We start from the raw sequence: 21,223 nt of genomic DNA, 5'->3' as shown, positions 1-21,223 counted from the left end.
ACACCCACGCCGAAAGACCAAGGTTTCCTGCGCAACGTTAATCGACGCAGGGTTAGTCGGTCCCTAAGGCGAGGCTGAAAAGCGTAGTCGATGGAAAACAGGTTAATATTCCTGTACTTCTGGTTATTGCGATGGAGGGACGGAGAAGGCTAGGCCAGCTTGGCGTTGGTTGTCCAAGTTTAAGGTGGTAGGCTGAGATCTTAGGTAAATCCGGGATCTTAAGGCCGAGAGCTGATGACGAGTGTTCTTTTAGAACACGAAGTGGTTGATGCCATGCTTCCAAGAAAAGCTTCTAAGCTTCAGGTAACCAGGAACCGTACCCCAAACCGACACAGGTGGTTGGGTAGAGAATACCAAGGCGCTTGAGAGAACTCGGGTGAAGGAACTAGGCAAAATGGCACCGTAACTTCGGGAGAAGGTGCGCCGGTGAGGGTGAAGGACTTGCTCCGTAAGCCCATGCCGGTCGAAGATACCAGGCCGCTGCGACTGTTTATTAAAAACACAGCACTCTGCAAACACGAAAGTGGACGTATAGGGTGTGACGCCTGCCCGGTGCCGGAAGGTTAATTGATGGGGTTAGCTAACGCGAAGCTCTTGATCGAAGCCCCGGTAAACGGCGGCCGTAACTATAACGGTCCTAAGGTAGCGAAATTCCTTGTCGGGTAAGTTCCGACCTGCACGAATGGCGTAACGATGGCGGCGCTGTCTCCACCCGAGACTCAGTGAAATTGAAATCGCTGTGAAGATGCAGTGTATCCGCGGCTAGACGGAAAGACCCCGTGAACCTTTACTATAGCTTTGCACTGGACTTTGAATTTGCTTGTGTAGGATAGGTGGGAGGCTTTGAAGCGTGGACGCCAGTTCGCGTGGAGCCATCCTTGAAATACCACCCTGGCAACTTTGAGGTTCTAACTCAGGTCCGTTATCCGGATCGAGGACAGTGTATGGTGGGTAGTTTGACTGGGGCGGTCTCCTCCTAAAGAGTAACGGAGGAGTACGAAGGTGCGCTCAGACCGGTCGGAAATCGGTCGTAGAGTATAAAGGCAAAAGCGCGCTTGACTGCGAGACAGACACGTCGAGCAGGTACGAAAGTAGGTCTTAGTGATCCGGTGGTTCTGTATGGAAGGGCCATCGCTCAACGGATAAAAGGTACTCCGGGGATAACAGGCTGATACCGCCCAAGAGTTCATATCGACGGCGGTGTTTGGCACCTCGATGTCGGCTCATCACATCCTGGGGCTGAAGCCGGTCCCAAGGGTATGGCTGTTCGCCATTTAAAGTGGTACGCGAGCTGGGTTTAGAACGTCGTGAGACAGTTCGGTCCCTATCTGCCGTGGACGTTTGAGATTTGAGAGGGGCTGCTCCTAGTACGAGAGGACCGGAGTGGACGAACCTCTGGTGTTCCGGTTGTCACGCCAGTGGCATTGCCGGGTAGCTATGTTCGGGAAAGATAACCGCTGAAAGCATCTAAGCGGGAAACTTGCCTCAAGATGAGATCTCACTGGAACCTTGAGTTCCCTGAAGGGCCGTCGAAGACTACGACGTTGATAGGTTGGGTGTGTAAGCGCTGTGAGGCGTTGAGCTAACCAATACTAATTGCCCGTGAGGCTTGACCATATAACACCCAAGCAATTTGACTACTCGAAAGAGCATCAGATTGCGGTGTGTGAAGACGAAACGAACCGAAAGTTCGATGTTCACAAACACCGAAAGCTGTCACATACCCAATTTGCTGAAGCGAGGCCATCTGGTCACGAGTCAGTACCCGAATTTCTTGACGACCATAGAGCGTTGGAACCACCTGATCCCATCCCGAACTCAGCAGTGAAACGATGCATCGCCGATGGTAGTGTGGGGTTTCCCCATGTGAGAGTAGGTCATCGTCAAGATTAAATTCCGAAACCCCAATTGCGAAAGCAGTTGGGGTTTTGTTTTGCTCGCGGGAAAGCATCTGCTTGATTTCTATGCAACAGCCCGGGTCATGGATATTATTCGGGCCTCATTGTGAGGGCGAGACCTGCATGTTGACGTTGTTGAACCTTCTGAAAGATGGCCGATTCCATTCTGGTCAGGATCTTGGCGCCGCCTTGGGAATAAGTCGAAGTGCGGTATGGAAACAGCTTCAGCATCTTGAGGCCGAACTTGGCTTGTCCATTCATAAAGTGCGAGGGCGGGGCTATCAATTGGCTGCGCCATTGACGCTACTCGACTCTCGGGCAATATCGGCAATGGCGCCAGATTGGCCGGTGATGGTCCTGAATTCGGTCGACTCGACAAACGCTGAGGCCTTGCGGGCGATTGGCCAAGGTAGTTTGGCGCCCTTTTTGGTGCTCGCGGAGCGCCAAGTCTCTGGTCGTGGGCGAAGAGGTCGCAAGTGGGTAAGTCCCTTTGCAGAGAATCTTTATTACAGTCTTGTCCTGCGTATTGATGGCGGAATGCGCCAGCTCGAGGGCTTGAGTCTTGTTGTTGGGTTGGCTGTCTTGCAGGCTCTGAGAAATTTTGGAGTGCCAGGTGCGGGATTGAAGTGGCCCAACGATGTCTTGGTTGGTAACAAGAAGATTGCCGGCATTCTCCTTGAGCTCGTTGGTGATCCGGCAGACGTTTGCCATGTGGTGCTGGGTATTGGTGTAAATGTGAACATGCAATCGGCTGATGAAGTTGGCCAGCAATGGACTTCTATTCGGCTTGAGTCAGGTAGAAGTACTGATCGTAACTCCCTGGTTGCTGAGCTTAGTAAGCAGTTAAGCGTTTACATCCGGCGCCATCAAGTGGATGGTTTTTCGGCTCTCCAGGCGGAATGGGAGGCGAATCATTTGTGGCAGGATCGCTCTGTGTCATTGATTGCGGGTTCCAGTCAGATAGATGGTGTTGTGCTCGGAATCGATAGTCAGGGTGCGCTGCGCCTGAAGGTGGATGGCGTGGAAAAAGTCTTTAGTGGTGGTGAGCTCAGCCTGAGGTTGCGTGATGATTCTTGAGCTCGACTGTGGGAACAGCTTTATTAAGTGGCGAGTACTGAAGGCTGCGCTTGGCGCTGTCTTTTCCGAAGGGGTTGTCGACTCTGATCTCGCATTGCTAGACAGTTTGAAAGCTCTCAATGGGCTTGCGCTTCGTAAGTGCCGCGTGGTCAGTGTCAGGACTGCGGAGGAGACTGATGCCTTGATCGCTATTATCGAGCGTGAGTTTGGTATTTCGGTGGTGTGCGCGAAGCCCGCGCGTGAAATGTCCGGCGTCAAAAACGGTTATGAAGAGTACGAGCGTCTAGGGCTGGATCGATGGCTGGCCATGCTTGGCGGGTTTCATCTCGCAGCAGGCGGCGCTTGCCTGGTGCTTGATTTCGGTACGGCGGTGACTGCGGATTTTATTGCTGCGGGTGGTGAGCATCTGGGTGGTTTCATTTGTCCTGGAATGCCTTTGATGCGAAATCAGTTGCGTACGCATACCCGTAAGATTCGCTATGGAGATCTGGCGGCTGAGCGCGCGCTGTCAAGCGACGCGCCTGGGCGGACCACCGTTGAGGCGGTGGAGCGCGGGTGTTCATTGATGTTGCGAGGTTTCGTATTGACACAGTTGGAACTGGCGCGCTCTTACTGGAGAGAAGACTTCGCAGTCTTTATAACTGGGGGGGATGCTGAATTGGTTGCAGGTGTCGCCCCTGAGGCCCGAGTCGTTCCTGACCTGGTGTTCGTGGGGTTGGCTATGGCGTGTCCTTTTTCCTGAGGTTTGTATGCGTTGGTTGTTCCTCCTGCTTCTTGTTCTTAATATTTTCTATTATGTCTGGCATCAGCAGGAGGCGCCCTTGCGGGCGAAGGATGTAACGCCTCTTAGTTTGTATCGAGGTTCCCAGCAAGACATTCGCTTGCTCAGCGAAACGACGGGCAATGTTCGAGAGGGGCAGGGAGGGCGTCGGCAAGAGTGTCTGTTCCTTGGTGGTTTTTCTCGACAGGAGTCGATTACAGCGCTCCAGCAGCGTTTGGCTGAAATGGGAGTCGATGTAAAATCTTCGTCGAGGGATGCTTCTGGGGCTGGTTATTGGTTGTCTGTTTCGCCTCAGGGCCAGCGTTTGCTGGGGGATGCCCAGCTCCAAAACCTTTCCAACGAATTCAATGAGTTAAAACATAAAATAATGCTGTGTGAGGGGGTTGCACCTACTGAATAGTTTGCATAGAATGGCGCCCGCTCCACAGCGAAGACCTAAGTAGGGATTCAAAATGAAGCGATGTCAACGCAGCTAACCTCAGGTTTTTAAATGAGAAAATGCTTGACAGAGGTTTGGCGTAGTATAGAATGCCGGCCTGATTAGGAGGGGTTCCCGAGCGGCCAAAGGGATCAGACTGTAAATCTGACGTCTACGACTTCGAAGGTTCGAATCCTTCTCCCTCCACCAGATTTAAGCGTGAGCTGCAGGCTCCGCGGGTATAGTTTAGTGGTAGAACCTCAGCCTTCCAAGCTGATGATGCGGGTTCGATTCCCGCTACCCGCTCCAAGTTTGCAGGTTGTGCAAAGTGTTTTGCTCTTGTAGCTCAGTTGGTAGAGCACACCCTTGGTAAGGGTGAGGTCAGCGGTTCAAATCCGCTCAAGAGCTCCATATAACAAGGCAGATATGAAAATATCTGCCTTTGTTTTAATGGTTGATATTGTTTGTCTAATTTCTTCTGTTGAGGGTGATATCGATGGCTAAGGAAAAATTTGATCGTTCCCTGCCCCACGTCAACGTTGGGACCATTGGTCACGTTGACCACGGTAAAACCACTCTGACTGCTGCTCTGACTCGCGTTTGCTCGGAAGTTTTCGGTTCCGCAATCGTTGACTTCGACAAGATCGACAGCGCACCAGAAGAAAAGGCTCGCGGTATCACCATCAACACCGCACACGTTGAGTACAACTCGAAGATCCGTCACTACGCTCACGTTGACTGCCCAGGTCACGCTGACTATGTGAAGAACATGATCACCGGTGCTGCTCAAATGGACGGCGCTATTCTGGTTTGCTCGGCCGCTGATGGTCCGATGCCACAAACCCGTGAGCACATCCTGCTGTCCCGTCAGGTAGGCGTTCCGTACATCGTGGTTTTCCTGAACAAGGCTGACCTGGTAGACGACGCAGAGCTGCTGGAATTGGTTGAGATGGAAGTTCGTGACCTGCTGTCCACCTACGACTTCCCGGGCGATGACACTCCAATCATCATCGGTTCGGCTCGTATGGCTCTGGAAGGCAAAGACGACAACGAGATGGGCACCACTGCCGTCAAGAAACTGGTTGAGACTCTGGATGCTTACATCCCAGAACCAGTTCGTATGATCGACAAGCCATTCCTGATGCCAATCGAAGACGTATTCTCGATCTCGGGTCGCGGTACTGTTGTGACTGGTCGTATCGAGCGCGGTATCGTTCGCGTTCAGGATCCGCTGGAAATCGTTGGTCTGCGTGACACCACAGTTACTACTTGCACCGGTGTTGAAATGTTCCGCAAGCTGCTCGACGAAGGTCGTGCTGGCGAGAACTGCGGCGTTCTGCTGCGTGGTACCAAGCGTGACGACGTTGAACGTGGTCAGGTTCTGGTTAAGCCGGGTTCGGTTAAGCCGCACACCAAGTTCACTGCAGAAGTTTACGTTCTGAGCAAGGAAGAAGGCGGTCGTCACACTCCGTTCTTCAAAGGCTACCGTCCACAGTTCTACTTCCGTACTACTGACGTGACTGGTAACTGCGAGCTGCCAGAAGGCGTTGAAATGGTAATGCCGGGTGACAACATTCAGATGACTGTTACCCTGATCAAAACCATCGCGATGGAAGATGGTCTGCGTTTCGCTATCCGTGAAGGCGGTCGTACCGTCGGCGCTGGCGTCGTGGCTAAAATCATCGAGTAAGTAGTTGTAATGTATTTTTCGGGCCGGCATAATGGTCGGCCTGATTTTGTTTTAGGTCAGTAGCTCAATTGGCAGAGCGACGGTCTCCAAAACCGTAGGTTGGGGGTTCGATTCCCTCCTGACCTGCCAGATTCACTTGGTGTGTCTGGCTTTCTTTTCACAGGATCTTCATAGATGACTCCTAAAGCTGAAGCTCAAGGCTCTCGCTTCGATCTGCTCAAGTGGCTTGTAGTTGTCGCTTTGGTGGTTGTTGGCGTTGTTGGCAATCAGTATTACTCTGCTTCGCCGATCCTGTACCGTGTGCTCGCTTTACTTGCCATTGCTGCTGTAGCTGCCTTTGTAGGCCTGCAGACTGCCAAGGGCAAGTCTTTCTTTGTACTGGTTAAGGAAGCTCGCACCGAGATTCGTAAAGTCGTGTGGCCAACTCGCCAAGAAACCACGCAGACCACCCTTATTGTGGTGGCTGTTGTTCTGGTTATGGCGTTGCTGTTGTGGGGGCTTGATTCCCTGCTCGGCTGGCTTGTTTCCTTGATTGTCGGCTAAGGGTGTCCCGTGGCTAAGCGTTGGTATGTTGTGCATGCTTACTCGGGTTACGAGAAGCATGTGATGCGCTCGCTGATCGAGCGCGTAAAGCTGGCTGGCATGGAAGATGGCTTCGGCGAGATTCTGGTTCCCACTGAAGAAGTGGTTGAAATGCGTAATGGCCAGAAGCGCAAAAGCGAACGAAAGTTCTTTCCAGGCTATGTGCTGGTTCAGATGGATATGAACGAGGGTACTTGGCACTTGGTCAAGGATACTCCTCGGGTGATGGGTTTCATCGGCGGTACCGCTGATAAGCCTGCGCCGATCACCGATAAAGAGGCGGAAGCAATTCTGCGTCGCGTTGCTGATGGTAGCGACAAGCCTAAGCCGAAGACTCTCTTCGAGCCAGGTGAGACGGTGCGAGTCAATGACGGTCCATTCGCTGATTTCAATGGCGTTGTTGAAGAAGTTAACTACGAAAAGAGCCGGATCCAAGTGGCAGTGCTCATTTTCGGTCGCTCTACCCCGGTAGAGTTGGAGTTCAGTCAGGTCGAAAAGGTCTAGCTGGACAAGCATCCCAACCCCGCAGCCCTAGGCTGTGGGGTTTTGTCGTCACTGGGATAAACGCGCAAGTAACCGGGGAGCCTTCCGAGGCGTTCGAACCCGTAATTGGAGTGCCTCATGGCCAAGAAAATTACCGCTTACATCAAGCTGCAAGTGAAGGCCGCTCAGGCTAACCCAAGCCCACCTGTTGGTCCTGCTCTGGGTCAGCACGGCGTGAACATCATGGAATTCTGCAAGGCTTTCAATGCCCGTACTCAGGGTCTTGAAGCAGGTCTGCCGACTCCAGTGATCATCACCGTCTACAGCGACCGTAGTTTCACTTTCGAAACCAAATCCACCCCTGCTTCGGTTCTGCTGAAGAAGGCGGCCGGTCTGACCAGCGGTTCCGCTCGTCCGAACACCGTTAAGGTTGGCACTGTTACCCGTGCTCAGCTGGAAGAAATCGCGAAAACCAAAAACGCGGATCTGACTGCAGCTGATATGGATGCAGCCGTGCGTACTATCGCCGGTTCTGCTCGTAGCATGGGCCTTAACGTGGAGGGTGTGTAATGGCTAAGCTGACCAAGCGTCAAAAGGCTATCGCCGGCAAAATCGAAGCAGGCAAGGCCTACAACATTGTAGACGCCGCTGCTCTGCTGGCTGAGCTGTCGACTGTCAAGTTCAGCGAGTCGTTCGACGTTGCTGTAAACCTGGGTGTAGACCCGCGTAAATCCGACCAGGTTGTTCGTAGCGCTACTGTGCTGCCACACGGCACTGGCAAGACCGTTCGCGTTGCTGTGTTCACCCAGGGTCCAGCTGCTGAGGCCGCTCTGGCTGCCGGCGCTGACCGTGTAGGTATGGACGACCTGGCTGCCGAAATGAAAGGCGGCGACCTGAACTATGACGTAGTGATCGCATCCCCGGATGCTATGCGCGTTGTAGGTCAACTGGGTCAGATCCTCGGTCCACGTGGTCTGATGCCTAACCCTAAGGTTGGTACTGTAACTCCAGACGTAGCTACCGCGGTTAAAAACGCTAAAGCTGGTCAGGTTCGTTATCGCACCGACAAAAACGGCATCATTCACACCTCCGTTGGCAAGATGGGCTTCGACGCCGTCAAGCTGAAGGAAAACGTTGAAGCCCTGATCGCTGATCTGAAGCGTATCAAGCCAGCTTCTTCGAAAGGTATCTATGTTAAGCGCGTTACCCTGAGCACCACTATGGGCCCAGGTCTGGTTATCGATCAGAGCTCGCTGGACGCGTAAGACAAAGGTTGGCGCGATTGTTCGCGCCAATTGAAAGATTGGGGTCCCTGCCTGGCGGGGGCTATCCAAGACCGTAGGCGACGCAAGTCTTAAACCATAAGCCTACGCAGATGGTGCTCCCGGTTCCTTACCGAATCAGACACCAAAACGACATTCGGTTTCGATCGAATGAAACGGTAACAAGCAGGAGTTAAACCCGTGGCAATTAATCTCGAAGACAAGAAGGCCATCGTCGCTGAAGTCAACGAGGCTGCCAAAGTCGCTCTGTCCGCTGTCGTGGTTGATGCACGTGGCGTAACAGTAGGCGCAATGACCGGACTCCGTAAAGAGGCTCGTGAAGCTGGCGTTTACGTACGTGTTGTACGTAACACCTTGCTCAAGCGCGCTGTTGCTGACACTCAATACAGTGTCCTCAACGACGTGTTCACCGGCCCGACCCTGATTGCATTCTCGAACGAACATCCGGGCGCTGCTGCCCGTATCTTCAAAGAGTTTGCCAAGGGTCAGGACAAGTTCGAGATCAAGGCAGCTGCGTTCGAGGGCAAGTTCCTCGCAGCTAATCAGATCGACGTACTGGCAACCTTGCCGACCCGTGACGAAGCAATTTCTCAGCTGATGAGCGTGATTCAAGGCGCTACCAGCAAATTGGCTCGTACTCTGGCGGCAATTCGCGACCAGAAAGAAGCTGCCGCAGCCTAAGGCTCGTCAACTTCTCGCGTTTTTTGTTTATTTCGATGGTCGCGTAGGCCGTCCCCCAATTCAGGAATTGAGTCATGTCTCTGACTAACGAACAAATCATCGAAGCAATCGGCCAGAAATCCGTAGTGGAAATCGTTGAGCTGATCAAAGCGATGGAAGAAACCTTCGGTGTTACCGCTGCTGCTGCTTCGGCTGGTCCAGCTGCTGCTGCCGCTGTTGTTGAAGAGCAAACCGAGTTCAACGTTGTTCTGCTGGAAGCTGGCGAGAAGAAGGTTAACGTGATCAAGGCAGTTCGTGAACTGACCGGTCTGGGCCTGAAAGAAGCCAAAGAGAAAGTAGACGGCGCTCCTCAGGTTGTAGCTGAAGGCGTTTCGAAAGAAGCTGCTGAAGACGCCAAGAAGAAGCTGGAAGAAGCAGGCGCTAAAGTCGAGCTGAAATAAGTATCGACTTTGCTCCTCCAGCCCGAGCGTCAAGCGACAGGCTGATGGCTGGTGGCTCTTGCCACCGGCCTTTTTCCGTTATTGGCAGCCGACTGGGTCGGTGCTGATAAAGGTGCTGTAACCACCCGATGCGGTGGCGCAAACCATGGGGTTTGCACGATTTTCTGGCTGCTCCCGTCGGGAGGGGCCAAACAAGCAGGTGACCAAGCTGGGGAACGCTGATGGCTTACTCATATACTGAGAAAAAACGTATCCGCAAGGACTTTAGCAAGTTGCCGGACGTCATGGATGTGCCTTACCTCCTGGCCATCCAGCTGGATTCGTATCGTGAATTCTTGCAAGCGGGAGCGACTAAAGATCAGTTCCGCGACGTGGGCCTGCATGCGGCCTTCAAATCCGTTTTCCCGATCATCAGCTACTCCGGCAATGCTGCGCTGGAGTACGTCGGTTATCGCCTGGGCGAACCGGCATTTGATGTCAAAGAATGCGTATTGCGCGGTGTAACTTTCGCCGTACCTTTGCGGGTAAAAGTGCGCCTGATCATTTTCGACAAAGAATCGTCGAACAAAGCGATCAAGGACATCAAAGAGCAAGAAGTCTACATGGGTGAAATCCCCCTGATGACTGAGAACGGTACCTTCGTAATCAATGGTACCGAGCGTGTAATCGTTTCCCAGCTGCACCGTTCCCCGGGCGTGTTCTTTGACCACGACCGCGGCAAGACGCATAGCTCCGGCAAACTGCTGTACTCCGCGCGCATCATTCCTTACCGCGGTTCGTGGCTGGACTTCGAGTTCGACCCGAAAGACTGCGTATTCGTGCGTATCGACCGTCGTCGCAAGCTGCCTGCATCGGTACTGCTGCGCGCGCTCGGCTATACCACTGAAGAAGTGCTGGATGCTTTCTACACCACCAACGTTTTCCACCTGAGCGGCGAAACCCTCAGCCTGGAGCTGATTGCTTCGCGTCTGCGTGGTGAAATTGCGGTTCTGGACATTCAGGACGAGAAGGGCAAGGTCATTGTTGAAGCGGGCCGCCGTATTACCGCGCGCCACATCAACCAGATCGAAAAAGCCGGCATCAAGACTCTGGAAGTACCTCTGGACTACGTCCTGGGCCGTACTACCGCCAAGGTCATCGTGCACCCGGCTACCGGCGAAATCCTGGCAGAGTGCAACACCGAGCTGAACACTGAAGTCCTGGCAAAAATTGCCAAGGCTGGTGTTGTTCGCATCGAAACGCTGTACACCAACGATATCGACTGCGGTCCGTTCGTCTCCGACACGCTGAAGATCGACTCCACCAGCAACCAATTGGAAGCGCTGGTCGAGATCTATCGCATGATGCGTCCAGGCGAGCCGCCAACCAAAGACGCTGCCGAAACCCTGTTCAACAACCTGTTCTTCAGCCCTGAGCGTTATGACCTGTCTGCGGTCGGCCGGATGAAGTTCAACCGTCGTATCGGTCGTACCGAGATCGAAGGTTCGGGCGTGCTGTGCAAGGAAGACATCGTCGCGGTATTGAAGACTCTGGTCGACATCCGTAACGGTAAAGGCATCGTCGATGACATCGACCACCTGGGTAACCGTCGTGTTCGCTGCGTAGGCGAAATGGCCGAGAACCAGTTCCGCGTTGGCCTGGTACGTGTTGAGCGTGCGGTCAAAGAGCGTCTGTCGATGGCTGAAAGCGAAGGCCTGATGCCGCAGGACCTGATCAACGCCAAGCCAGTGGCTGCAGCGGTGAAAGAGTTCTTCGGCTCCAGCCAGCTCTCGCAGTTCATGGACCAGAACAACCCGCTGTCCGAGATCACCCACAAGCGTCGTGTCTCTGCACTCGGCCCTGGCGGTCTGACTCGTGAGCGCGCAGGCTTTGAAGTCCGTGACGTACACCCGACTCACTACGGTCGTGTATGCCCGATTGAAACGCCGGAAGGTCCGAACATCGGTCTGATCAACTCCTTGGCTGCTTACGCTCGCACCAACCAGTACGGCTTCCTGGAAAGCCCGTACCGCGTGGTGAAAGAGGGTGTGGTCACCGACGAGATCGTGTTCCTATCCGCTATTGAAGAAGCCGATCACGTGATCGCGCAGGCTTCGGCGACCATGAACGACCAGAAAGTCCTGATCGACGAACTGGTAGCCGTACGTCACCTGAACGAATTCACCGTTAAGGCGCCTGAAGAAGTCACCTTGATGGACGTTTCGCCGAAGCAAGTAGTTTCGGTTGCAGCGTCGCTGATCCCGTTCCTCGAGCACGACGACGCCAACCGTGCGTTGATGGGTTCGAACATGCAGCGTCAAGCTGTACCAACCCTGCGCGCTGACAAGCCGCTGGTAGGTACCGGCATGGAGCGTAACGTAGCCCGTGACTCCGGCGTTTGCGTCGTGGCTCGTCGTGGCGGCGTGATCGATTCCGTCGATGCCAGCCGTATCGTGGTTCGTGTTGCTGATGATGAAGTTGAAACCGGCGAAGCTGGTGTCGACATCTACAACCTGACCAAATACACGCGCTCGAACCAGAACACCTGCATCAACCAGCGTCCGCTGGTGAGCAAGGGTGATCGCGTTCAGCGTAGCGACATCATGGCCGACGGCCCGTCCACCGACATGGGTGAACTGGCACTGGGTCAGAACATGCGCATCGCGTTCATGGCATGGAACGGCTTCAACTTCGAAGACTCCATCTGCCTGTCCGAGCGTGTTGTTCAGGAAGACCGTTTCACCACGATCCACATCCAGGAACTGACCTGTGTGGCCCGTGACACCAAGCTTGGCCCAGAGGAAATCACTGCGGACATCCCTAACGTGGGTGAAGCTGCGCTGAACAAGCTGGACGAAGCCGGTATCGTTTACGTAGGTGCTGAAGTTGGCGCTGGCGACATCCTGGTAGGTAAGGTCACTCCGAAAGGCGAGACCCAACTGACTCCGGAAGAAAAACTGCTGCGTGCAATCTTCGGTGAAAAAGCCAGCGACGTTAAAGACACCTCCCTGCGTGTACCTACCGGTACCAAAGGTACTGTCATCGACGTACAGGTCTTCACCCGCGACGGCGTTGAGCGTGATGCTCGTGCACTGTCGATCGAGAAGACTCAGCTCGACGAGATCCGCAAGGATCTGAACGAAGAGTTCCGTATCGTTGAAGGCGCGACTTTCGAGCGTCTGCGTTCCGCTCTGGTAGGCCACAAGGCTGAGGGCGGCGCAGGTCTGAAGAAAGGTCAGGACATCACCGACGAAGTTCTCGACGGTCTTGAGCATGGTCAGTGGTTCAAACTGCGCATGGCTGAAGATGCTCTGAACGAGCAGCTCGAGAAGGCTCAGGCCTACATCGTTGATCGCCGTCGTCTGCTGGACGACAAGTTCGAAGACAAGAAGCGCAAACTGCAGCAGGGCGATGACCTGGCTCCAGGCGTGCTGAAAATCGTCAAGGTTTACCTGGCAATCCGTCGTCGCATCCAGCCGGGCGACAAGATGGCCGGTCGTCACGGTAACAAAGGTGTGGTCTCCGTGATCATGCCGGTTGAAGACATGCCGCACGATGCCAATGGCACCCCGGTCGACGTCGTCCTCAACCCGCTGGGCGTACCTTCGCGTATGAACGTTGGTCAGATCCTTGAAACCCACCTGGGCCTCGCGGCCAAAGGTCTGGGCGAGAAGATCAACCGGATGGTCGAAGAGCAGCGTAAAGTCGCTGAACTGCGCACCTTCCTGGACGAGATCTACAACCAGATCGGCGGTCGTAACGAAGATCTGGACAGCTTCTCCGATCAGGAAATCCTGGATCTGGCGAAGAACCTGCGTGGCGGTGTTCCAATGGCCACTCCAGTGTTCGACGGCGCCAAAGAAAGCGAAATCAAGGCCATGCTGAAACTGGCAGACCTGCCGGAAAGCGGCCAGATGCAGCTGACTGATGGCCGTACCGGCAACAAGTTCGAGCGTCCAGTTACCGTTGGCTACATGTACATGCTGAAGCTGAACCACTTGGTAGACGACAAGATGCACGCGCGTTCTACCGGTTCGTACAGCCTGGTTACCCAGCAGCCGCTGGGTGGTAAGGCGCAGTTCGGTGGTCAGCGTTTCGGGGAGATGGAGGTCTGGGCACTGGAAGCATACGGTGCTGCTTACACTCTGCAAGAAATGCTCACAGTGAAGTCGGACGATGTGAACGGCCGTACCAAGATGTACAAAAACATCGTGGATGGCGATCACCGTATGGAGCCGGGCATGCCCGAGTCCTTCAACGTGTTGATCAAGGAAATTCGTTCCCTCGGCATCGATATCGATCTGGAAACCGAATAACACGTGACGCGAATCGAGAGCGGGGCAGGATTGCCCGCTCTCTGCTCCGCCAGGAGGAAAGGCCTTGAAAGACCTACTGAATTTGCTGAAAAACCAGGGTCAAGTCGAAGAGTTCGACGCCATCCGTATCGGATTGGCCTCGCCTGAGATGATCCGCTCATGGTCGTTCGGTGAAGTTAAAAAGCCGGAAACCATCAACTACCGTACGTTCAAACCTGAGCGTGACGGCCTGTTCTGCGCCAAGATCTTTGGCCCGGTAAAGGATTACGAGTGCCTGTGCGGTAAGTACAAGCGCTTGAAGCACCGTGGTGTGATCTGCGAGAAGTGCGGCGTTGAAGTTGCGCTGGCCAAGGTTCGTCGTGAGCGCATGGCGCACATCGAACTGGCTTCGCCGGTTGCCCACATCTGGTTCCTGAAATCGCTGCCGTCCCGTATCGGCTTGCTGATGGACATGACCCTGCGTGATATCGAACGCGTTCTCTACTTCGAGAGCTATGTCGTTATCGATCCAGGCATGACCACTCTTGAAAAAGGTCAGCTGCTGAACGACGAGCAGTACTTTGAAGCGCTGGAAGAGTTCGGTGATGACTTCGACGCCCGCATGGGTGCTGAAGCTGTCCGTGAACTGTTGCACGCTATCGACCTGGAACACGAGATTGGCCGTCTGCGTGAAGAAATTCCGCAAACCAACTCCGAAACCAAGATCAAGAAGCTGTCCAAGCGTCTGAAGTTGATGGAAGCCTTCCAGGGTTCCGGCAACCTGCCAGAGTGGATGGTGCTGACCGTTCTGCCGGTTCTGCCGCCAGATCTGCGTCCGCTGGTCCCGCTGGATGGCGGTCGCTTCGCGACTTCCGACCTCAACGATCTGTATCGTCGAGTGATCAACCGTAACAACCGTTTGAAGCGCCTGCTGGATCTGTCCGCTCCGGACATCATCGTGCGCAACGAAAAGCGTATGTTGCAGGAAGCTGTCGATGCTCTGCTCGACAACGGTCGTCGTGGCCGCGCTATCACCGGTTCGAACAAGCGTCCTCTGAAATCCCTGGCTGACATGATCAAGGGTAAGCAAGGTCGTTTCCGTCAGAACTTGCTCGGTAAGCGTGTTGACTACTCCGGTCGTTCGGTAATTACCGTAGGCCCGACCCTGCGTCTGCACCAGTGCGGTCTGCCGAAGAAGATGGCTCTCGAGCTGTTCAAACCGTTCATTTTCGGCAAGCTGGAAATGCGTGGTCTCGCGACCACCATCAAAGCAGCCAAGAAAATGGTCGAGCGCGAGCTGCCAGAGGTTTGGGACGTTCTCGCTGAAGTGATTCGTGAACACCCGGTTCTTCTCAACCGTGCACCGACCCTTCACCGTCTGGGTATCCAGGCGTTTGAACCGGTACTGATCGAAGGTAAGGCTATCCAGCTGCACCCGCTGGTCTGCGCCGCGTACAACGCCGACTTCGACGGCGACCAAATGGCCGTGCACGTACCGCTGACGCTGGAAGCCCAGCTCGAAGCGCGTGCGTTGATGATGTCGACCAACAACATTCTGTCGCCAGCCAACGGTGAGCCAATCATCGTTCCGTCGCAGGACGTTGTATTGGGTCTGTACTACATGACTCGTGAAGCGATCAACGCCAAAGGCGAAGGTCGTGTATTTGCGGATCTGCAGGAAGTTGACCGTGTGTTCCGTGCCGGTGAAGCCGCACTGCACGCCAAGGTTAAGGTTCGTATTAACGAAACTGTCAACGACCGTGACGGCAACAGCGTAAGCGGCACCCGTATCGTCGACACCACTGTCGGCCGTGCGCTGCTGTTCCAGGTTGTGCCAAAAGGTCTGTCGTACGACGTCGTCAACCTGCCGATGAAGAAAAAGGCGATCTCCAAACTGATCAACCAGTGCTACCGCGTGGTTGGTCTGAAAGAGACCGTGATCTTCGCTGACCAGTTGATGTACACCGGTTTCGCTTACTCGACCATCTCCGGCGTTTCCATCGGTGTTAACGACTTCGTTATCCCTGACGAGAAAGCCCGCATCATCGGTGCTGCCACCGACGAAGTGAAAGAGATCGAGAGCCAGTACGCCTCCGGCCTGGTAACCCAGGGCGAGAAGTACAACAAAGTGATCGACCTTTGGTCGAAAGCGAACGACGAAGTTTCCAAGGCAATGATGGCCAACCTCTCGAAAGAGAAGGTTATCGACCGTCACGGCGTTGAAGTCGATCAAGAGTCTTTCAACTCGATGTACATGATGGCCGACTCGGGTGCGCGGGGTTCCGCAGCACAGATTCGTCAGCTGGCCGGTATGCGTGGTCTGATGGCCAAGCCGGACGGTTCCATCATCGAAACGCCGATTACTGCAAACTTCCGTGAAGGTTTGAGCGTACTTCAGTACTTCATCTCCACTCACGGTGCTCGTAAAGGTCTGGCGGATACCGCGTTGAAAACTGCGAACTCCGGTTACCTGACTCGTCGTCTGGTAGACGTGGCGCAGGATCTGGTTGTAACCGAGATCGATTGCGGCACCGAACACGGTCTGCTGATGACTCCGCACATTGAAGGCGGTGACGTTGTAGAGCCGTTGGGTGAGCGCGTATTGGGTCGTGTTATTGCCCGTGACGTATTCAAGCCAGGTACCGAGGACGTTATCGTTCCTGCCGGCACTCTGGTAGACGAGAAGTGGGTTGAGTTCATCGAGCTGAACAGCATCGACGAAGTGATCGTGCGTTCGCCGATCAGCTGCGAAACCCGCTATGGCATTTGCGCCAAGTGCTACGGCCGTGATCTGGCTCGTGGTCACCAGGTGAACATCGGTGAAGCGGTCGGCGTTATCGCTGCCCAGTCCATCGGTGAGCCGGGTACCCAGCTGACGATGCGTACGTTCCACATCGGTGGTGCGGCTAGCCGTACTTCCGCAGCTGACAGCGTTCAGGTGAAGAATGGCGGTACCGTCCGTCTGCACAACCTGAAGCATGTTGAGCGAGTGGATGGTCACCTGGTTGCTGTGTCCCGTTCCGGTGAGCTGGCGATCGCTGATGACTTCGGTCGTGAGCGTGAGCGTTACAAGCTGCCGTACGGTGCTGTGATTTCGGTTAAAGAAGGTGACAAGGTCGACGCTGGCGCAATCGTGGCCAAGTGGGATCCGCACACTCACCCGATCGTTACCGAAATGAAAGGTACCGTGACCTACGTGGGCATGGAAGAAGGCATCACGATCAAGCGTCAGACTGACGAATTGACCGGTATGACCAACATTGAAGTACTCGACGCGAAAGATCGTCCAGCTGCGGGCAAAGAAATCCGTCCAGCAGTGAAGATGGTCGACGACAACGGCAAGGATCTGTTGCTGCCAGGCACTGACGTTATCGCTCAGTACTTCCTGCCAGCCAACGCCCTGGTCGGTGTGGCTGACGGTGCGAAGATTGCGATCGGTGATGTTATCGCTCGTATCCCGCAAGAAACTTCGAAGACCCGTGACATCACCGGTGGTCTGCCGCGTGTTGCCGACTTGTTCGAAGCTCGTCGTCCGAAAGAGGCGTCGATTCTGGCTGAGGTCAGCGGCACCATCGCGTTCGGTAAAGAGACCAAAGGCAAGCGCCGTCTGGTTATTACCCCGAACGACGGTAGCGATCCGTACGAAGAGCTGATTCCGAAGTGGCGTCACCTGAACGTGTTCGAAGGCGAACAGGTAAACCGCGGCGAAGTTATCTCCGACGGCCCAAGCGATCCGCACGACATCCTGCGTCTGCTGGGTGTGAGCGCGCTGGCCAAGTACATCGTTAACGAGATCCAGGACGTTTACCGTCTCCAGGGCGTGAAGATCAACGATAAGCACATCGAGACCATCCTGCGTCAGATGCTGCGTAAAGTTGAAATCGCTGAATCCGGCGATTCGAGTTTCATCAAGGGCGACCAGATGGAACTGACTCACGTACTGGTAGAAAACGAGCGTTTGGGCGGCGAAGACAAGTTCGTCTCCAAGTACACTCGCGTTCTGTTGGGTATCACCAAGGCGTCGTTGTCCACCGAATCGTTCATCTCGGCAGCTTCCTTCCAGGAAACTACCCGTGTACTGACCGAAGCGGCAGTCACCGGCAAGCGCGATTACCTGCGCGGCCTGAAAGAAAACGTAGTCGTGGGTCGTCTGATCCCGGCCGGTACCGGTCTGGCATATCACAGCGAGCGCAAGCGTCGCCGTGATGCTGACAAGCCGTTGCGCGTAAGCGCCAGTGAAGTGGAAGCTGCACTGACCGAAGCGCTGAACTCGAGCGGTAACTGAGTTCTGCGGTAAATGAGCGTATGGCCCTGATCGCTCCGTTCATCGAATCGCGACATTTTGTCGAGGTTCGAAGGGCGGGGAGGTCGGGGCCTTGCCTTGACTGGGGACAAGATCCTCTTTAGACTCTTGATCCCCTAAATTTGGCGGGAATTCGTTCCTGCCATTTTGCTTTTCTTGCAAGACAATAGCGTCGCAAGACAACAGTGGAGCTAGTAGATGGCAACTATCAACCAGCTGGTACGTCAGCCGCGTAAGCGTATCGTCGAGAAATCCGACGTACCTGCGCTGCAGAACTGCCCGCAACGTCGTGGCGTGTGCACCCGTGTGTACACCACCACGCCGAAAAAACCTAACTCGGCACTGCGTAAAGTATGCCGTGTGCGCCTGACCAACGGTTTCGAGGTTTCCTCGTACATCGGTGGTGAAGGTCACAACCTGCAAGAGCACAGCGTGGTACTGATCCGCGGCGGTCGTGTAAAAGACTTGCCAGGTGTTCGTTACCACACCGTTCGCGGCTCCTTGGATACTTCCGGCGTTAAAGGCCGTAACCAGGGTCGTTCGAAGTACGGTACCAAGCGTCCGAAGTAATCGGCCGTTTTGCAGATTTTCATTTTATTGAGTCGATAAGAGTAAGGTCGGGCACGCATCCATTGGATCTGTCCCGAGCTAACCTGAAGACCGCTTGAGGGCTTATCATGCCAAGACGTCGCGTAGCAGCAAAGCGTGAGATTCTGGACGATCCGAAATACGGAAGCCAGATCCTCGCCAAATTCATGAACCACGTTATGGAAAGCGGCAAGAAAGCTGTTGCCGAACGTATCGTTTATGGTGCCCTGGAAACCGTTGCGACCCGTAAGGCTGGCACCGATCCCCTGGAACTCTTCGAAAAAGCACTCGACGCCATCGCTCCGCTGGTCGAAGTGAAGTCGCGCCGCGTTGGTGGTGCTACTTACCAGGTTCCGGTCGAGGTTCGTCCTTCCCGTCGTAACGCTCTGGCAATGCGCTGGTTGGTAGACTTCGCCCGTAAGCGTGGCGAGAAGTCTATGGCTCTGCGTTTGGCTGGCGAACTGCTGGATGCTGCTGAAGGTAAAGGTGCTGCTGTTAAGAAGCGTGAAGACGTGCACCGTATGGCTGAAGCCAACAAAGCTTTCTCGCACTACCGCTTCTAATTTTAGCTTCACTAATTTTGCGAGGGCTTTATGGCTCGTACTACTCCGATTAGCCGCTACCGTAACATCGGTATCGTCGCTCACGTGGATGCTGGTAAAACCACCACCACCGAGCGCGTCCTTTTTTACACCGGCAAAAGTCACAAAATGGGCGAGGTGCATGATGGCGCCGCGACCACAGACTGGATGGTGCAGGAGCAGGAGCGTGGTATTACCATTACTTCTGCTGCCATCACCGCTTTCTGGAAAGGTTCCGAGAAGCAGTACAAGGACGAGCACCGCTTCAACGTAATCGATACCCCGGGCCACGTTGACTTCACTATTGAAGTTGAGCGTTCCCTGCGTGTACTCGACGGCGCTGTCGTTGTGTTCTGCGGTACTTCGGGTGTTGAGCCTCAGTCGGAAACCGTATGGCGTCAAGCCAACAAATACGGCGTTCCACGTCTTGTTTACGTAAACAAGATGGACCGTGCTGGTGCCAACTTCCTGCGCGTGATCGGTCAGATCAAGCAGCGTCTGGGTCACACTCCGGTGCCGATCCAGTTGGCCATCGGTTCCGAAGACAACTTCCAGGGTCAGATCGATCTGATCAACATGCAAGCTGTCTACTGGAACGACTCTGACAAAGGTATGGTCCCTGTTCGCAAGGACATTCCTGCTGAGCTCCAAGAGCTGGCTGAAGAGTGGCGCAACAACATGGTTGAAGCTGCTGCTGAAGCCAACGAAGAGCTGATGAACAAGTACCTGGAAGGCGAAGAGCTGTCGATCGAAGAGATCAAGGCTGCTTTGCGTCAGCGTACTATCGCCGGCGAAATCGTTCTGGCTGTTTGCGGTTCTTCCTTCAAGAACAAGGGTGTTCCCCTGGTTCTCGACGCCGTTATCGACTTCCTGCCTGCACCGACCGACATCCCTGCGATCAAGGGTACTGACCCTGATAACGAGGAAATCGAGCTGGAGCGTCATGCAGACGATGCGGAGCCGTTCTCGGCTCTGGCGTTCAAGATCGCTACCGACCCATTCGTGGGTACCTTGACCTTCGTCCGTGTTTACTCGGGCGTGTTGAACTCCGGCGACGGCGTGATCAACTCGGTTAAAGGTAAAAAAGAGCGCGTGGGTCGTATGGTGCAAATGCACGCAAACGCCCGTGAAGAGATCAAGGAAGTACGCGCTGGTGACATCGCGGCCCTGATCGGCATGAAGGACGTCACCACTGGTGAGACCCTCTGCAACGCTGACAAGCCAATCATCCTGGTTCGCATGGACTTCCCGGAGCCGGTTATTTCGGTTGCCGTAGAGCCTAAGACCAAGGATGACCAGGAAAAAATGGGTATCGCTCTGGGCAAACTTGCTCAGGAAGACCCGTCTTTCCGCGTTAAAACTGATGAAGAGACTGGTCAGACGATCATCTCCGGCATGGGCGAGCTGCACCTGGACATCCTGGTTGACCGGATGCGCCGTGAGTTCAACGTCGAAGCCAACATCGGCAAGCCTCAGGTTTCGTATCGTGAGCGCATCACGAAGAACTGTGAAATCGAAGGCAAGTTCGTTCGTCAGTCCGGCGGTCGTGGTCAGTTCGGCCACTGCTGGATCCGTTTTGCTCCTGCTGACGAAGGTCAGGAAGGTCTGCAATTCGTGAACGAAGTTGTAGGTGGTGTGGTTCCTAAGGAATACATCCCGGCTATCCAGAAGGGTATCGAAGAGCAGATGAAGAACGGCGTTGTTGCCGGCTATCCGCTGATCGGCCTGAAGGCTACCGTGTTCGATGGTTCTTACCACGACGTCGACTCCAACGAGATGGCGTTTAAAGTGGCTGCCTCCATGGCGACCAAGCAACTGGCCCAGAAGGGCGGTGGTGAGTTGCTTGAGCCGATCATGGCTGTAGAGGTTGTTACGCCTGAAGACTATATGGGTGATGTGATGGGCGACCTTAACCGTCGTCGCGGCATGATCCAGGGTATGGAAGACACAGTGTCCGGCAAGGTTATCCGCGCCGAAGTTCCACTGGGTGAGATGTTCGGTTATGCGACCGACGTTCGTTCCATGTCCCAGGGTCGCGCAAGCTACTCTATGGAATTCAAAAAATACGATACGGCTCCGTCGCACATCGTCGAATCCGTAACCAAAAAACAAGGCTGATTCAGCCCCTTTAGGCTAGGAGTTAA

At 54.6% G+C, this 21,223-nt stretch carries 15 protein-coding genes, 4 tRNA genes and 2 rRNA genes (1 of these 21 cut by a window edge); all 21 read left to right on the top strand.

From position 1 onward, the window contains the following. Positions 1-1,617 (top strand): 23S ribosomal RNA (locus HU754_RS27235) (it extends 1,277 nt beyond the left edge of the window). 156 nt (positions 1,618-1,773) lie between these two features. Further along, positions 1,774-1,889: ribosomal RNA gene (gene rrf / locus HU754_RS27230) — 5S ribosomal RNA — on the top strand. A 132-nt stretch (positions 1,890-2,021) separates the two neighbouring features. Next, positions 2,022-2,975 carry a bifunctional biotin--[acetyl-CoA-carboxylase] ligase/biotin operon repressor BirA gene (birA, locus tag HU754_RS27225; RefSeq protein ID WP_186621702.1) on the top strand — a complete coding sequence of 318 codons (954 nt, stop codon included), beginning with the start codon at positions 2,022-2,024 and terminating at the stop codon, positions 2,973-2,975. Then, on the top strand, positions 2,965-3,717 hold the full coding sequence (locus HU754_RS27220) for a pantothenate kinase (RefSeq protein ID WP_186621704.1): 753 nt from the start codon (positions 2,965-2,967) through the stop codon (positions 3,715-3,717). The genes birA and HU754_RS27220 overlap by 11 nt, the downstream gene beginning before the upstream one ends. A 7-nt stretch (positions 3,718-3,724) precedes the next feature. Further along, positions 3,725-4,156: a hypothetical protein gene (locus tag HU754_RS27215; protein WP_186621706.1), complete on the top strand. Its 432-nt coding sequence runs from the start codon at positions 3,725-3,727 to the stop codon at positions 4,154-4,156. 143 nt (positions 4,157-4,299) lie between these two features. Further along, positions 4,300-4,384, top strand: a tRNA-Tyr gene (locus tag HU754_RS27210). A 25-nt stretch (positions 4,385-4,409) separates the two neighbouring features. After that, positions 4,410-4,483 (top strand) — tRNA-Gly (locus HU754_RS27205). 26 nt (positions 4,484-4,509) lie between these two features. Continuing rightward, a tRNA-Thr gene (locus HU754_RS27200) sits at positions 4,510-4,585 on the top strand. An 85-nt stretch (positions 4,586-4,670) separates the two neighbouring features. Further along, positions 4,671-5,864 carry an elongation factor Tu gene (gene tuf, locus HU754_RS27195; protein ID WP_064361246.1) on the top strand — a complete coding sequence of 398 codons (1,194 nt, stop codon included), beginning with the start codon at positions 4,671-4,673 and terminating at the stop codon, positions 5,862-5,864. A 53-nt stretch (positions 5,865-5,917) separates the two neighbouring features. Next, positions 5,918-5,993: transfer RNA gene (locus tag HU754_RS27190), tRNA-Trp, on the top strand. Positions 5,994-6,038: 45 nt separating this feature from the next. Beyond that, entirely contained in the window at positions 6,039-6,407 is a 369-nt protein-coding gene (gene secE / locus HU754_RS27185; protein ID WP_009045851.1) for a preprotein translocase subunit SecE, read from the top strand. 9 nt (positions 6,408-6,416) lie between these two features. After that, on the top strand, positions 6,417-6,950 hold the full coding sequence (gene nusG, locus HU754_RS27180) for a transcription termination/antitermination protein NusG (protein WP_007957598.1): 534 nt from the start codon (positions 6,417-6,419) through the stop codon (positions 6,948-6,950). A gap of 117 nt (positions 6,951-7,067) precedes the next feature. Then, entirely contained in the window at positions 7,068-7,499 is a 432-nt protein-coding gene (gene rplK, locus HU754_RS27175; RefSeq protein ID WP_003228756.1) for a 50S ribosomal protein L11, read from the top strand. Further along, on the top strand, positions 7,499-8,194 hold the full coding sequence (gene rplA, locus HU754_RS27170) for a 50S ribosomal protein L1 (RefSeq protein WP_007916481.1): 696 nt from the start codon (positions 7,499-7,501) through the stop codon (positions 8,192-8,194). Before rplK ends, rplA begins: the two co-directional genes overlap by 1 nt. A gap of 198 nt (positions 8,195-8,392) precedes the next feature. Next, entirely contained in the window at positions 8,393-8,893 is a 501-nt protein-coding gene (gene rplJ, locus HU754_RS27165) for a 50S ribosomal protein L10 (protein ID WP_008081912.1), read from the top strand. A gap of 74 nt (positions 8,894-8,967) precedes the next feature. Further along, positions 8,968-9,333 carry a 50S ribosomal protein L7/L12 gene (gene rplL / locus HU754_RS27160; RefSeq protein WP_003228750.1) on the top strand — a complete coding sequence of 122 codons (366 nt, stop codon included), beginning with the start codon at positions 8,968-8,970 and terminating at the stop codon, positions 9,331-9,333. A 221-nt stretch (positions 9,334-9,554) separates the two neighbouring features. Continuing rightward, positions 9,555-13,628, top strand: a complete 4,074-nt coding sequence (gene rpoB / locus HU754_RS27155; protein WP_038362146.1) for a DNA-directed RNA polymerase subunit beta — start codon at positions 9,555-9,557, stop codon at positions 13,626-13,628. A gap of 64 nt (positions 13,629-13,692) precedes the next feature. Continuing rightward, a complete protein-coding gene (gene rpoC, locus HU754_RS27150; protein WP_034156498.1) occupies positions 13,693-17,892 on the top strand; it encodes a DNA-directed RNA polymerase subunit beta' in 4,200 nt (1,399 codons plus the stop codon). 216 nt (positions 17,893-18,108) lie between these two features. Next, on the top strand, positions 18,109-18,480 hold the full coding sequence (gene rpsL, locus HU754_RS27145; protein WP_003186084.1) for a 30S ribosomal protein S12: 372 nt from the start codon (positions 18,109-18,111) through the stop codon (positions 18,478-18,480). A gap of 107 nt (positions 18,481-18,587) precedes the next feature. After that, positions 18,588-19,061 carry a 30S ribosomal protein S7 gene (gene rpsG / locus HU754_RS27140; RefSeq protein ID WP_007916467.1) on the top strand — a complete coding sequence of 158 codons (474 nt, stop codon included), beginning with the start codon at positions 18,588-18,590 and terminating at the stop codon, positions 19,059-19,061. Between the two features lie 30 nt (positions 19,062-19,091). Then, positions 19,092-21,197, top strand: coding sequence for an elongation factor G (fusA, locus tag HU754_RS27135; protein WP_016984188.1), 2,106 nt, complete (start codon positions 19,092-19,094; stop codon positions 21,195-21,197). Positions 21,198-21,223 lie beyond the last annotated feature (26 nt).

Source organism: Pseudomonas zeae, assembly GCF_014268485.2.
GTDB classification, from domain to species: domain Bacteria; phylum Pseudomonadota; class Gammaproteobacteria; order Pseudomonadales; family Pseudomonadaceae; genus Aquipseudomonas; species Aquipseudomonas neuropathica.
Note: the sequence above shows the minus strand (reverse complement) of the source record. Positions and strands in the feature narration are given on the sequence as shown.